13 protein-coding genes are annotated in these 13,319 nt (G+C 71.9%); 5 read left to right on the top strand and 8 right to left on the bottom strand.

Translation table 11 applies throughout. The annotated features are described in order from the left end of the window. Window positions 1-51: 51 nt before the first annotated feature. The 3 genes from C9F11_RS36775 to C9F11_RS36765 all read left to right on the top strand — a co-directional run bounded on the left by C9F11_RS36775 (window position 52) and on the right by C9F11_RS36765 (window position 4,254). Complete coding sequence (locus C9F11_RS36775) at window positions 52-2,625, top strand: DEAD/DEAH box helicase (protein ID WP_138963904.1); 2,574 nt, start codon at window positions 52-54, stop codon at window positions 2,623-2,625. Window positions 2,626-2,662: 37 nt separating this feature from the next. Further along, window positions 2,663-3,562: an acyl-CoA thioesterase II gene (locus C9F11_RS36770; RefSeq protein WP_138963902.1), complete on the top strand. Its 900-nt coding sequence runs from the start codon at window positions 2,663-2,665 to the stop codon at window positions 3,560-3,562. A 104-nt stretch (window positions 3,563-3,666) separates the two neighbouring features. Next, window positions 3,667-4,254 (top strand): tetratricopeptide repeat protein, encoded by a 588-nt coding sequence (locus C9F11_RS36765; protein ID WP_138963900.1) that lies wholly within the window; start codon window positions 3,667-3,669, stop codon window positions 4,252-4,254. Between the two features lie 56 nt (window positions 4,255-4,310). Here the strand turns inward: C9F11_RS36765 and C9F11_RS36760 are convergent, their stop codons facing one another. Together C9F11_RS36760 and C9F11_RS36755 are read right to left on the bottom strand one after the other, a co-directional pair. Beyond that, a complete protein-coding gene (locus C9F11_RS36760) occupies window positions 4,311-5,414 on the bottom strand; it encodes a DUF6397 family protein (protein ID WP_249402038.1) in 1,104 nt (367 codons plus the stop codon). Window positions 5,415-5,546: 132 nt separating this feature from the next. Further along, on the bottom strand, window positions 5,547-5,960 hold the full coding sequence (locus tag C9F11_RS36755; RefSeq protein ID WP_138963898.1) for a roadblock/LC7 domain-containing protein: 414 nt from the start codon (window positions 5,958-5,960) through the stop codon (window positions 5,547-5,549). Window positions 5,961-6,053: 93 nt separating this feature from the next. Here C9F11_RS36755 and C9F11_RS36750 point away from each other — a divergent pair, with 93 nt between their 5' ends. Beyond that, window positions 6,054-6,482: a PPOX class F420-dependent oxidoreductase gene (locus C9F11_RS36750; protein ID WP_138963896.1), complete on the top strand. Its 429-nt coding sequence runs from the start codon at window positions 6,054-6,056 to the stop codon at window positions 6,480-6,482. 91 nt (window positions 6,483-6,573) lie between these two features. Here C9F11_RS36750 and C9F11_RS36745 read toward each other — a convergent pair whose 3' ends face one another. The 5 genes from C9F11_RS36745 to C9F11_RS36725 form a co-directional block, all read right to left on the bottom strand. Next, window positions 6,574-7,188, bottom strand: a complete 615-nt coding sequence (locus C9F11_RS36745) for an ATP/GTP-binding protein (RefSeq protein ID WP_138963894.1) — start codon at window positions 7,186-7,188, stop codon at window positions 6,574-6,576. Then, window positions 7,169-7,582: a DUF742 domain-containing protein gene (locus C9F11_RS36740; RefSeq protein ID WP_138963892.1), complete on the bottom strand. Its 414-nt coding sequence runs from the start codon at window positions 7,580-7,582 to the stop codon at window positions 7,169-7,171. The genes C9F11_RS36745 and C9F11_RS36740 overlap by 20 nt, the downstream gene beginning before the upstream one ends. An 18-nt stretch (window positions 7,583-7,600) precedes the next feature. Further along, window positions 7,601-8,035, bottom strand: coding sequence for a roadblock/LC7 domain-containing protein (locus tag C9F11_RS36735; RefSeq protein ID WP_138963890.1), 435 nt, complete (start codon window positions 8,033-8,035; stop codon window positions 7,601-7,603). Further along, complete coding sequence (locus C9F11_RS36730) at window positions 8,032-10,599, bottom strand: nitrate- and nitrite sensing domain-containing protein (protein WP_138963888.1); 2,568 nt, start codon at window positions 10,597-10,599, stop codon at window positions 8,032-8,034. Before C9F11_RS36730 ends, C9F11_RS36735 begins: the two co-directional genes overlap by 4 nt. Before the next feature lie 79 nt (window positions 10,600-10,678). Next, the gene (locus C9F11_RS36725; RefSeq protein WP_138963886.1) at window positions 10,679-11,452 is read right to left on the bottom strand and encodes an MHYT domain-containing protein; all 774 of its coding nucleotides are present in this window, start codon (window positions 11,450-11,452) and stop codon (window positions 10,679-10,681) included. 435 nt (window positions 11,453-11,887) lie between these two features. On the opposite strand from C9F11_RS36725, the gene C9F11_RS36720 reads away from it, so the two are divergent. Beyond that, window positions 11,888-12,487 (top strand): methyltransferase domain-containing protein, encoded by a 600-nt coding sequence (locus tag C9F11_RS36720; protein ID WP_138963884.1) that lies wholly within the window; start codon window positions 11,888-11,890, stop codon window positions 12,485-12,487. 31 nt (window positions 12,488-12,518) lie between these two features. Here the strand turns inward: C9F11_RS36720 and C9F11_RS36715 are convergent, their stop codons facing one another. After that, window positions 12,519-13,274 carry an alpha/beta hydrolase gene (locus C9F11_RS36715; protein WP_138967456.1) on the bottom strand — a complete coding sequence of 252 codons (756 nt, stop codon included), beginning with the start codon at window positions 13,272-13,274 and terminating at the stop codon, window positions 12,519-12,521. Between the last annotated feature and the right edge of the window lie 45 nt (window positions 13,275-13,319).

Here is a 13,319-nt window from a genome sequence, read left to right as displayed (position 1 = left end):
CGCCCCATTTCTGTTGTCGCGATGCCCCGTTGACGACCCAGCGTAGCGTTCATGATCTTGGAGCCGTCGTCCGGTTCCCTGATCCGGGCAGCGGGAAGGCAAGATGGGGGTGTGACCCTTATCGATCAGCTGCCGCAGGACGCCGACCCCGATGCCCTCTACGAAGCCTTTGAAGGCTGGGCCCAGGAGCGCGGCATCACCCTCTATCCCCACCAGGAGGAGGCTCTGATCGAGGTCGTGTCCGGCGCGAACGTGATCGTGTCGACGCCCACCGGCTCCGGCAAGAGCATGATCGCGGCCGGGGCGCACTTCGCGGCGCTCGCCCGCGACGAGGTCACCTTCTACACCGCCCCGATCAAGGCCCTGGTGTCCGAGAAGTTCTTCGAGCTGTGCAAGCTCTTCGGCACCGAGAACGTCGGCATGCTCACCGGCGACGCCTCGGTGAACGCCGACGCCCCCGTCATCTGCTGCACCGCCGAGGTCCTCGCCTCCATCGCGCTGCGTGACGGCAAGGACGCCGACATCGGCCAGGTCGTCATGGACGAGTTCCACTTCTACGCCGAGGCCGACCGGGGCTGGGCCTGGCAGATTCCGCTGCTTGAGCTGCCGCAGGCACAGTTCATCCTGATGTCCGCGACGCTCGGTGACGTCTCGATGTTCGAGAAGGACCTCACCCGCCGCACCGGGCGCCCCACGTCGGTCGTCCGCTCCGCGACGCGCCCGGTGCCGCTGTCGTACGAGTACCGCCTCACGCCCATCACCGAGACGCTCACCGAGCTCCTCGACACCAAGCAGGCCCCGGTCTACATCGTGCACTTCACGCAGGCCCAGGCCGTGGAGCGGGCGCAGTCGCTGATGAGCATCAACATGTGCACGCGCGCCGAGAAGGACCAGATCGCCGAGCTGATCGGCAACTTCCGCTTCACCACCAAGTTCGGCCGCAACCTCTCGCGCTACGTGCGGCACGGCATCGGCGTCCACCACGCCGGGATGCTGCCCAAGTACCGGCGCCTCGTCGAGAAGCTCGCCCAGGCGGGCCTCCTGAAGGTCATCTGCGGCACCGACACTCTCGGCGTCGGCGTGAACGTGCCCATTCGCACCGTGCTGTTCACCGCGCTCACCAAGTACGACGGCAGTCGCGTGCGCACCCTGCGCGCCCGCGAGTTCCACCAGATCGCGGGCCGCGCCGGGCGCGCGGGCTTCGACACGGCGGGCTTCGTGGTGGCGCAGGCGCCCGAGCACGTCATCGAGAACGAGAAGGCGCTCGCGAAGGCGGGCGACGACGCGAAGAAGCGGCGCAAGGTGGTGCGCAAGAAGGCCCCCGAGGGCTTCGTGGGCTGGACCGAGAGCACCTTCGAGAAGCTCATCGCCGCCGAGCCGGAGCCGCTGACCTCCCGCTTCCGCGTCACCCACACCATGCTCCTCGCGGTGATCGCCCGGCCGGGCAACGCCTTCGAGGCGATGCGCCGCCTCCTGGAGGACAACCACGAGCCGCGCAAGCAGCAGCTGCGCCACATCCGCCGCGCCATCGCCATCTACCGCTCGCTGCTCGACGGCGGTGTCGTGGAGAAGCTCGACGAGCCGGACGCCACCGGCCGCATCGTGCGCCTGACCGTCGACCTCCAGCAGGACTTCGCGCTCAACCAGCCGCTGTCCACCTTCGCCCTGGCCGCCTTCGAGCTCCTCGACCCCGAGTCGCCCTCGTACGCCCTCGACATGGTCTCCGTCGTGGAGTCCACGCTCGACGACCCGCGCCAGATCCTCGCCGCCCAGCAAAACAAGGCGCGCGGCGAGGCCGTGGCGCTGATGAAGGCCGACGGCGTCGAGTACGAGGAGCGCATGGAGCGGCTGCAGGACATCACCTACCCGAAGCCGCTGGAGGAGCTCCTCTTCCACGCCTACAACACCTACCGCACCAGCCACCCGTGGGTCGGCGACCATCCCCTGTCGCCGAAGTCCGTGATCCGGGACATGTACGAGCGGGCGCTGTCCTTCACCGAGTTCACCTCCTTCTACGAGCTCGCCCGCACCGAGGGCATCGTGCTGCGCTACCTGGCGAACGCGTACAAGGCCCTGGAGCACACCATCCCGGACGACCTGAAGTCCGAGGACCTCGAGGACCTGATCGCCTGGCTCGGCGAGATGGTCCGCCAGGTGGACTCCAGCCTCCTGGACGAGTGGGAGCAGCTGGCGAACCCGGAGGTCATGACGGCCGAGGAAGCGCAGGAGAAGGCCGACGAGGTCAAGCCTGTGACGGCCAACGCCCGTGCCTTCCGCGTGCTCGTGCGCAACGCGCTCTTCCGCCGTGTCGAGCTCGCCGCCCTCGACCAGGTGGACGAGCTGGGCGAGATGGACGCCGAGTCCGGCTGGGACGCGGACGCGTGGGGCGAGGCCATGGACAAGTACTGGGACGAGTACGAGGACCTGGGCACCGGGCCGGACGCGCGCGGCCCCAAGCTGTTGCGCATCGAGGAGGATCCCGAGCACGGTCTGTGGCGCGTCCGCCAGACGTTCGCCGACCCGAACGGCGACCATGACTGGGGCATCGGCGCGGAGGTCGATCTCGCGGCCTCCGACGCGGAGGGCCGCGCCGTCGTCCGGGTCACGGACGTCGGCCAGCTCTGAGCTCCCCACGTTCCCGGACAGGAGTCGAGGACTTCCCATGAACAACCCCGCGGACCGACTGGTCGACCTGCTGGACCTCGAGCAGATCGAGGTGAACATCTTCCGCGGCCGCAGTCCCCAGGAGTCCTTGCAGCGCGTCTTCGGCGGGCAGGTCGCCGGGCAGGCGCTCGTCGCCGCCGGGCGCACCACGGAGGGCGACAGACCGGTGCACTCGCTGCACGCGTACTTCCTGCGCCCGGGCCGCCCGGGCGTGCCGATCGTGTACCAGGTCGAGCGGGTCCGTGACGGGCGTTCCTTCACCACGCGCCGCGTCACGGCCGTCCAGCAGGGCCGCACCATCTTCAATCTGACCGCCTCCTTCCACAAGCCCGAACCGGGCTCCTTCGAACACCAGCTGCCGCCGCGCATCGACGCCCCCGACCCGGAGTCGCTGCCGACGGTCGCCGAAGAGATCAAGGAACACCTGGGCGCGCTCCCCGAGCAGCTGGAACGCATGGCTCGGCGCCAGCCCTTCGACATCCGCTATGTGGACCGGCTGCGCTGGACCGCCGAGGAGGTCCGGGGCGCCGAGCCGCGCAGCGCGGTGTGGATGCGTGCCGTCGGCCCCCTGGGCGACGACCCGCTCGTGCACACCTGCGCGCTCACCTATGCGAGCGACATGACGCTCCTGGACGCCGTCCGCATTCCGGTGGAGCCGCTGTGGGGGCCGCGCGGCTTCGACATGGCCTCGCTGGACCACGCCATGTGGTTCCACCGGCCGTTCCGGGCCGACGAGTGGTTCCTGTACGACCAGGAGTCGCCGATCGCGACGGGGGGCCGCGGCCTGGCGCGCGGGCGGATCTACGATCGGGAGGGACGGCTGCTCGTATCGGTCGTCCAGGAGGGTCTGTTCCGCCCGCACGCGCCCCGACATCCGGGCGGCCAGTCGGACGGCTGAGTCCCACGGCGGGTCCTGCCGTCGAGGGGCGACAGGGTCGGTTCGGGTGACGGGACACGGGCGCCTCCTGACGCAGGGGACGGCTACGGGGACGGGAGCACGGCATGAACGACACCGACGGCACGGGACGGAACGGCGGCGCGGAACCTCAGGAGGGCGGCGCGGCCCCTCAGGAAGGCAACGCGGAGGTCCGGGCGGGCACCGGCCGGGACGAGATACTCGCCCAGGCCGTCCGACTACGGGAGAGCGGCCGTCGTGAGGAGGCCCGCGCCCTCCTGCTCCCCCTGAGCGAAAGCCACCCCGATGACGCCGAGGTCGCCTACCAGACGGCTTGGGTGCACGACACGCTCGGCCTGGAGGCCGAGGCCCTGCCGCACTACCTGCGCGCGATCCAGCGCCCCGGCCTCTCCGACGAGGACCGCCGCGGGGCCCTCCTGGGTCTCGGCAGTACGTATCGCGTCCTCGGCAAGTACCCGGAGGCCGTCGCCGTCCTCCGGGACGCGGTGGCGGAGTACCCCGACGACGGAGCGCTGCGGACCTTCCTCGCCATGGCGCTGTACAACACGGGGCGGCACCATGACGCCATGGCGCTCCTGCTGAACCTGATCGCCACCACGAGCCGAGATCCGGAGATCGCCGGTTACCGTCCCGCCATCGAGTACTACGCCAAGGACCTCGACGCGACCCTCTAGCGCGCCGGGCCGCTGCTTCCGCGCCGGCGAGGTATCGCGGGCCCTCCGTCGTGCTGTCAGTCCTCCGGCCGTCCACGCCTGCGGCGCAGCCACCTCAGCAGCCCGCGCGGCTCCTCCCTCCGGCCCGTGTCCCTCTCCCGGGACAAGGGCGCCGGAGCGGTGACCGCCGAGGAGGCGGCCTCCGAAGCCCAGGCCGCTCCGCAGTTGTCGCCCAGGGCAGGGGTCTGCGGCTGCTCCGGTGCGCCGTGCGGGCGCACCGTGGCGCTGAGGGGCGGACGGCCCGGCCGTGGCGCGGGTCGGTGCCGCCGCGCTTCCGCCAGGCCGAGGCTCAGATTGGCCCGCAGCCAGCTGATCTCGTCCGGGTCGTCGGCCGTGGTGATGCGCTCGACGATGTGGGTCGTCGGAGACTCGGGGCCTGCCTGGGTGAGCGGCTGAGGGCTGAGGCGATGCAGATACGCCCGCTCGTACGGATCCCTGACGAGCTGTGCGAGGCTCATCGGGTCCAGGAAGGAGGCCGTCACGGCGACGCGCTCCCACGGGCCCTCCGCCTGCCGCAACAGGAAGCCCACCTGTCGCCGGCGCCAGTTGCGGGCCCGCAGGTCCGCGCCGCTCGTCAGCTGCGCCCGCATCATGTCCGGCGCCCGGCCGGTGAGCAGCGGGGCGTTGGCCTCGCACGCGGCGAACTCGCGCAGCTCCTCCGCCAGATAGAGCCAGACGACGGCCCGGTAGCGGTTCAGATAGAACTTCACGGGCGTCAGCACGCCCGTGCGGGCGAGCCGGGTGAAGCGGGCCTGGGTGATGTCCAGCAGGGCCGCGCCCTCGGCGGTGCCCACGGTCTTGACGCCGTCGCGCAGGGACTCCGGGAAGCCGGGTGTCTCACGGACGCGGTCGATCTCCTCACGGCTGACCCGGCGGCGCACCCCCGCCGGATCGGGGACGGTACGGACCCGGCCCAGCATCACGGCCAGCTCGAACTCTCCCCGCTTGAGGCCCAGTTCCCGCGCGGCGCTGCTGCGTGCCAGCGGTCCGGGCCGACCCGCTCGGACCGTCGGCGGCGCGGCCACTTCCGTCGGCGGCGCGGTCCCTTCCGCCGGCGGCGCGGCCGCTTTCCTGGGCGTGGTGGACGCGAAATGCGAAATGGTCTGCGTGTCGCCGGCCATGGTGGTTCTCCCCCGTGCTTGGTCACTGCTTCTGGGAAAAACCGTAGCCCGCGGGGCCCGTCTCCCGCTTGGCCTGTGGATAACTCTGCTCGCGCCCACGTTCACGCAGTTCAGGCGCGGGTCAGTAGGAGGTCAGAGATCTACGACCGGTGTCCGCTCCGGGTGCCTCGCGTCTACGCCCAGGTGCTCCCCGACACGGTTCACCAGCAGTGTCATCTCGTACGCGACCTGGCCTATGTCGGCCTGCGCCGAGCTGAGGACGCACAGACAGCTGCCCTCGCCCGCCGCGGTCACGAACAGGACGGCGTCGTCGAACTCGATCATCGTCTGGCGTACGTTGCCCGCGCGGAAGTGGCGTCCGGAGCCCTTCGCCAGACTGTGCAGGCCGGACGACACCGCCGCCAAGTGCTCGGCGTCCTCGCGCGGCAGGTCCGAGCTCGCTCCCGTGACCAGACCGTCGCTGGACAGCACCAGTGCGTGCCGCACGTGTTCCACACGCCTCGTCAGGTCGTCGAGCAGCCAGCCCAGGCCCGTGTTCTGTGCCATGGTCCCTTCTCCCCGTGCGTCCCTCCCCCTGGCTGGAGGATCTGACCTGCCAGCCTTCACCACCTCCGGCGTCCCGGCAAGCATGATGGGGACATGGCACAGAAGATGACTGACGAGCAGTGGCGGGCCTTCGTCTCGCAGGGCACCCGCACGGGCAAGCTGTCCACCGTCCGCGCGGACGGCAGCCCGCACGTGGCACCGATCTGGTTCCTCCTCGACGGCGACGACCTGGTGTTCAACACGGGAAAGGACACTGTCAAGGGGCGCAATATCGCACGCGACGGGCGTGTGGCACTGTGCGTCGACGACGACGCGCCTCCGTTCGCCTTCGTGGTTCTGCAGGGCAGTGCGGAACTGTCCGAGGACCTGGAGCAGGTGCGGCACTGGGCGGCCCGCATCGGCGGGCGCTACATGGGCGAGGACCGGGCCGAGGAGTTCGGCGCGCGCAACGGCGTGCCCGGCGAGCTCCTCGTGCGGGTGCGGATCGACAAGGTGCTCGCGTACGCGGCCGTGTCCGACTGACGGCGCGCGGTCCCGCCCTCACCGGGGCGGCACCTCACGGGAGCGATGCCTCACCCCACCGGCGCCCGGCCGCCGCGGCGGGGCGGACCCGTCAGCCGACCGAGTCGAGCAGCCGGGCGGTATGCCTCCGCCCGGCGTACTCGACGAGCCGGATCAGCACCTCCTTTCCCGAGTCCCGGTCCCGGGCGTCGCACAGCACCACAGGGGTTCCGCGGTCGAGGTCCAGGGCCCGTGACACCTCGTGCGCGCCGTACGTCCGTGCGTTCGCGAAGCAGTTGACCGCCACGACGAACGGGATGTCGCGGTGCTCGAAGTAGTCCACGGCGGGGAAGCAGTCCTCGAGCCGCCGCGTGTCCGCGAGGACCACGGCGCCGAGGGCTCCCTGTGACAGCTCGTCCCACAGGAACCAGAAGCGGTCCTGTCCCGGGGTGCCGAAGAGGTACAGCGAGAGCCCGGATCTGATGGTGATGCGGCCGAAGTCCATCGCGACCGTGGTGGTGACCTTGCGGTCCACGCCGTCGGTGTCGTCGACCGACTGACCCGCCTCGCTGAGGAGTTCCTCCGTACGCAGGGGCCGGATCTCGCTGACGGCGCCGACCAGCGTGGTCTTGCCGACGCCGAAGCCTCCGGCGACCAGGATCTTCAACGCCAGGGCCGTGTCGTCACCGGTCCCGTCGGCCGTGGCGTCAGAGTGCTCGGAGCCCATCGATCACCTCTCGCAGGATCGTCTCGTCAGGTAGCTGGGCGGGAGGCACGGGCCGTCGCACCTGAACGCGGCCCTCCTCCAGGAGGTCGCCGAGCAGCACCCTCACCACGCCCACAGGCAGGTCGGCGCCCGCGGCGAGTTCGGCGACGGACTGGGTTTCGGCGCGGCACAGGTGGAGCAGCACCCGGTGTTCGGGGCCGAGCGTCACGTCGTCGCCCGGCCGCACGGCTCCCTCGGTGAGGCTGACCAGGGCGATCAGATCGAACCGCACACCGTTGGAGGCAGGTCTCGTGCGCCCGCCCGTCATCGCGTACGGGCGGACCAAGGGTCCCGCTTCGCTGTCGTACCACTGGCTGCCGTGCTGTCGCGCGGCGCCGTCGCTGTTGTCGCTCATCGCTTGCCGCCGCCCAGGTCATCCGGTGCTCGGTGGCGGCTCGGAGAAGCGCGTGGGGGTCGTCAGATGCGCCCCCACGCGCTTGACCATGCGTGCCATCTCATACGCGACGAGGCCGATGTCAGCGGTGACCGTGCTGAGGACGGCGAGGCAGGAGCCGTCGCCCGCCGCGGCCACGAACAGGAAGGCGTCGTCCATCTCGACCATCGTCTGGCGCACGCCGCCCGCCCCGAAGTGCCGCCCCGCGCCCTTGGCGAGGCTGTGGAACCCCGAGGCGACGGCGGCCAGGTGCTCGGCGTCCTCCCGGGTGAGGGCCGTCGAGGCGCCGACCGCGAGCCCGTCGTTGGACAGCACGACCGCGTGCCGTACGTCGCCGACGCGGGACACCAGGTCGTCGAGGAGCCAGTCGAGTTCGCCGGACCGGTGCGCCGTGAGGCCGGTTTCCTGGATCATGCGGGGTCTCCTTCGCTGCTGTCGCTGCCGGGCGGGCGCCCGCCGCCCCGGGCCCAGCCGTCCCGGTAGGCGGCCAGTTGGCTCCGTACGCGCTCCGGACTGCGTTCGCCGACGGGGTCCGGGCTTTCGGTCGCGGGCGGGTGTTTCCGCAGTTGCGGGGCGAGGCTCGCCTGGCGTACGCGGCGCGGCAGTTCGTCCGACGGAGGCTCGGCGGACGCGGGGTCAGGCGCGTCCCTGGGGGACGCCGTGTCCGCGGGCCTGCGCAGGCGCAGTGCCGTGACGCCTGGAGGTGACGGTGCGGGCACGGGGCGCCCGGCGGACGGGCCCAGTGCCCGGTGATCGCCCTGCCTGGCGCCGGACGCACTGAGCACGGGTGGCGCGTCGGGCACGGGGGCTGACGTGAACCCCTCTTGTCGCTCTCCCTGTTCGCGTTGCGTGGTGCGGGTGGAGTCGTCGTTCTGGAGCAGCGTGGTGGGCAGCAGGACGACGGCGGTGGTGCCGCCGTACGGGGAGGTCAGCAGGCGCACCCGGATGCCGTGCCGTGCGGCGAGTCTGCTCACTACGAAGAGGCCCAGTTGGTCGCTGTCGAACAGGTCGAGCGCCTCGGACTCCTCGACCCTCTGGTTGGCTTCGGCGAGCGTGTCGGGGTTCATGCCGAGGCCCCTGTCCTCGATCTCCAGGGCGTAGCCGTTGCCCACGGGCTCACCGGTGATCCGCACTTTGGTGTGCGGGGGCGAGAACTGGGCGGCGTTCTCGACCAGTTCGGCCATCAGGTGGGTGAGGTCGGCGACGGCACCGCCCACTACGGAGGCCTCGGGCAGTGGTCGTACCTCCACGCGCGCGTAGTCCTCGATCTCGGAGACCGCGGCGCGTACGACGTTCGTCAGGGACACCGGCGTGCGCCAGGCACGGCCGGGCGCGGCCCCGGAGAGGATGATCAGGCTTTCGGCGTGGCGCCGCATACGGGTCGTGAGATGGTCGAGCCGGAAGAGGTCACCGAGTTCGTTCGGGTCGTCGGCCCTTCGCTCCATCGTGTCCAGCAGGCTGAGCTGCCGGTGGACGAGCACTTGACTGCGTCGGGCGAGGTTCACGAAGACCCCGGAGATGCCGCTCGCCAGCTCCGCGCGTTCCACGGCGGCCCGCAGCGCGGCGCGGTGCACCGTGCCGATCGCCTCCGCGACCTGTCCCGCCTCGTCCTCGGCGGGCGGCTCCTCGGGGGCTTCCGCGGCGATGTCGACCTCCTCGCCCGCGCGCAGTTTCCGCATGGTGTCGGGGAGTTGGCGGCGGGCGATCTCCAGGGCGCGGTTGCGCAGTCCGACGAGTTCGACGACCAGGCCGCGGCCGATGCGTACGGAGATCACGAGGGAGGCCGCGACGGCCGCGAGACCGCAGAGGACGGCGGCACCCGCGACGGTGAACACGCCGCGCGTCAGCGGGTCGGCCCGGTCCGCAGCGTCCCTTGCCGCGCGCTCCGCGAGGGTGCGCTGGGTGTCCCGTACGGTCGCGTGGGCGGGGTCCCAGGTGAGGGCGGGGGCCGCTTCCAGGGCCTTCTTGCCGGGCCTGGCGGCGAGCACCCTGCCCTCGACGGCCCCGACGGCGGCGTACGCGCGTTCCTGTACGAGGCGCCGCCATGCCCGGCGTTCGGGTCCGCGCAGGTCCGCCGCGGCCGCCTCGATGAGGGTCTGCCGGGTGTCCACGGCTCCGGTGAACCGGCGCAGCCGCTCGCCGTCGAGGGTGCCCGCGAGACGGGCGCTTGCCAGCAACGCATCCTCGCGCGCCAGCATTTCGCCCGCCCGGGAGAATTCGAGCAGCACGCGCGCGTGGGAGCCCGGTTCGGCGCCCTGGAGCCCGGACAGCGCACCGCCGACTCCGAAGGCTGCCGTGATGGTCTTCGTGTACTGCCCGTAGACGTCGCCCCACCCGGTGCGGCGGTCGAGGAGGGAGGCGCGCACGGTACGCAGCCGCTCGGCGTCGGTGGCGAACTGTGCGAGCCGGTTCCCCACGGCCGCGGGCAACCCCGCTCCGTCGGCGACGGTGTGGTCCTTGCCCAGGCGCAGCTTCGCCACGGCCCGGTCGGTCCGGCCCGCCTGCCTCCGGAGGGCGGCGGCGCGGTCGGCGGTGGGTCGCGTCGCGTGGCGCACGGCCGCGGCCCGTTCGGCCTGGAGAGCGGTGACGGCCGCGGCGACCGGTGCCCGCACGGCGGCGTCGGCGCGTTGGGTCTGCCGCAGCGAGGCGACGTCCTGGGCGGTGCTGACGGTCGCGTACGCCCACAGGGCGAGGAGGGAGACGACGGGCACCATCAGGAGACACACGACCTTGGCGCGCACGGTGCGGGGGCGGAACCACCGGCGGCCCGCGCGCGGGAGACCCGTGCCGATGGGCCCTGTTCCGGTGCGCTCTGTTCCGGTGCGCTCTGTTCCGCTGGGAGGCGGCGCCCCTGCGGGCGGGTGTTCGTCGGCGGGCGGGCCCGCGTGTGCTCGGCGGCCACGGGCCGTGGGGGCGGCCTGGGCCGGTGCGCCGGGGGCCCGTGTGCCGGGGTCGGGGGTGTTCCTGGGTATGCGCATGGCCTCCTCGCTCGGAAGGGTCGGGGTGGGCCCGCGACGCGGCGCGTACGGCCCGCTCGTGGCCGGGTCGTGGGCGCCGCTACGGGGCGGTGTGTCCGACGGGGCGTTGAGCCGACGCGGAGGCCGCACGCTCGCCCGCGCTCGGGGACAGGGCAACGAACGCCGAGGTCAGGAACAGGTAGGAGCCCAGGCCCACGGCGAGGGGGAAGATGAACTGCATCGTCGTGGCCCCGGGCAGTGCCGCCCCGGAGGGGGTGACACGTACGCTCACGGCGAGCATGCCGGTGTAGTGCATGCTGCTCACCGCGCCGCCCATGACGAGCGAGGCGACGGCCACCGCGAGCGTCGACTTGATGTTCAGCGCCGCCCAGAGCGCGGCGGTCGCCGCGACGACGGCGATCACCACGGACAGGGCGACGACGGCCGGGTCGTAGCCGACATCGCCGTGCAGGCGCAGCGCGGCCATGCCCAGGTAGTGCATGCTCGCGACGCCGAGCCCCGTGGTGAGGCCCCCGAGGGCGAGCGAGCGCGCTCGGTCGGCTCCGTAGCCGACGGCGAAGACCCCGGCGCCGACGACGGCCATGGCGACGAGCAGGCTCAGAAGCGTCAGCGGCACGTCGTAGTGGATCTGCGTACCGCTGACTCCGAATCCGAGCATCGCGACGAAGTGCATCGTCCAGATGCCGGTGCCGATCGCCGAGGCCGCGGTGAGGAGCCAGTTGCGCCGCGAGCGTCCCGTGGTGCCCAGGGCGCGCACGGTGCACTGCAGACCGAGTGCGGCGCCGACGCACGCCATCACGTACGACAGCACGGGCGTCAGCCAGCCGAAGGTGGCGTGGTCCAGGTGTCCCATGGCCCAGGGACGCTAGACCCGCGGGGGGCGCGCGGCGGGGGCGCATTTCGAAAGCTACTGCTATCTGGTGCGGAGATGTCCCTGAACGATCGCGCCACGCTCGAACGTGCGCGCCCCGGTTCCCCCTTGAGGAGGCACCGGATTCCCCTTGGGGAAGCACCGAGTTCCCCCTTGGGGAGGGAGAAGAGCAGCCAGAGGAGCTGCTGCGCGAAGACGGCACCGGCGATGAGCGCGGGGCATCGGTGAGAGTGGCCATCAGGAGCGGGCCCGCGGCCAGGGTGCCCCCGTCCCCCAGTGCTGAAGTTCCGGAGGCCGACCAGAGTTTGGCGTAGTCACGCTTCTGCGGCGTCATGAGGCACAGACCCTAGGAAACGTGATCGTTTAAGGACGAAGCATGTCCTACGCCGTGGCCGAGGCATGCGGGATCATGAGCCCATGAGCGACGACCACACACGCGTCCAGGAGTTCTTCGCAGCGCGCGCCGCCGACTGGGACAGCCGCTTCCCCGACGACGGCCCCGCCTACCGTGCCGCCGTGGCCGAACTGGGCCTGCCCCCGGGCGCCCGGGTCCTGGACGCCGGATGCGGCACGGGCCGCGCCCTACCGGCACTGAGGGACGCGGTGGGGCCCTCAGGGACGGTCCTGGGGGTCGATCTCACTCCGGCCATGCTGGAGGCCGCTGTGCGGGCGGGCAGGCAGTCCTGCAGCCGGCTCCTGCTCGCGGACGTGGCGCGGCTGCCCGTGCGGACGCGGGCGCTGGACGCCGTGTTCGGTGCGGGCCTCATCGCGCATCTGCCCGACCCGGCCGAGAACCTGCGGGAGCTGGCTCGGGTGGTGCGTCCGGGAGGGGCGCTCGCGCTGTTCCACCCCGTCGGGCGCGCGGCTCTGGCGGCTCGTCAGGGCCGCCAGATCACCCCGGAAGACCTGCGCGCCGAGGGCAACCTCCGTCCGCTGCTCGCCGGCTCGGGCTGGCGCATGACGTCGTACGTCGACGAGGACACGCGCTTCCTCGCCCTGGCCCTGCGCCAGGCCTGACGCCCCCGCGCGGGGGCACACGGGATGGCGTTCAGGAGCGCGCCGTGAGCACCGCGGCGAAGGCGGCCGGGTTGTCCAGCATGACGTTGTGCCCGGCGGCGGGCACGGTGACGACCCGGACGCCGGAGGCCTCCAAGTCATCGCCGCCCGGGACGTCACCGCTCAGCGCGCCCTGCACGTAGACACGCTCTACGGAGAGGGCCATCAGCATCGCGCGCATCGTGGGGCTCGTCCCGCGCACGAGCCCCGTGGCGCTGCGGTGCAGGGCGCGCGGATCGGTGAGGCGCATGGTCGCGGCCCACCCCGGACCGACCTTCTCCAGTACGCGCGCGTGGCCCTCGGTGACGAAAGCGTCCTCTTCGTAGTCCGCGATTCCGCTGCTTCCCGCGGTCTTCGGCGGGTGCGGGTCGAGGTTCGCCTCCGTGAGGACGAGGCGGGCCACCAGGTCGGCCCTCTGGTGGGCCAGCACGATGGCCACGGAGCCGCCCATGCTGTGCGCGACGATCTCCGCGTCGCGCACGTCCGCCTCGTCCAGCGCCGTCGCGAGGGCCTCCGCGTGGTCTTCCAGGCTGTAGCCGAAGCCGCTGGGGCGGTCGCTCAGTCCATGGCCGGGCAGGTCCACGAACAGCGATCTGCGTCCCGCCAGTTCGGGCCGGGCGGCGAGGTGCGCGTGGTAGGGCGCCGACGCCGCCCCGAGACCGTGTACGTACACGCGCGCGGGGTTTTCACCCTCACACTCCGTCCAGCGGATCAGGCTGCCCTCCGCGTCGAACCTCGCGCCTCGCATCGTCATGTTCCGCTCCCCCTGAGTGGTTCGTTCCGCCGCATGCCG

Origin of the sequence: Streptomyces sp. YIM 121038 (genome assembly GCF_006088715.1) — a bacterium.
GTDB lineage: Bacteria > Actinomycetota > Actinomycetes > Streptomycetales > Streptomycetaceae > Streptomyces.
The sequence above is the reverse complement of the archived record's forward strand: the minus strand, read 5'-3'. Positions and strand labels throughout refer to the sequence as shown.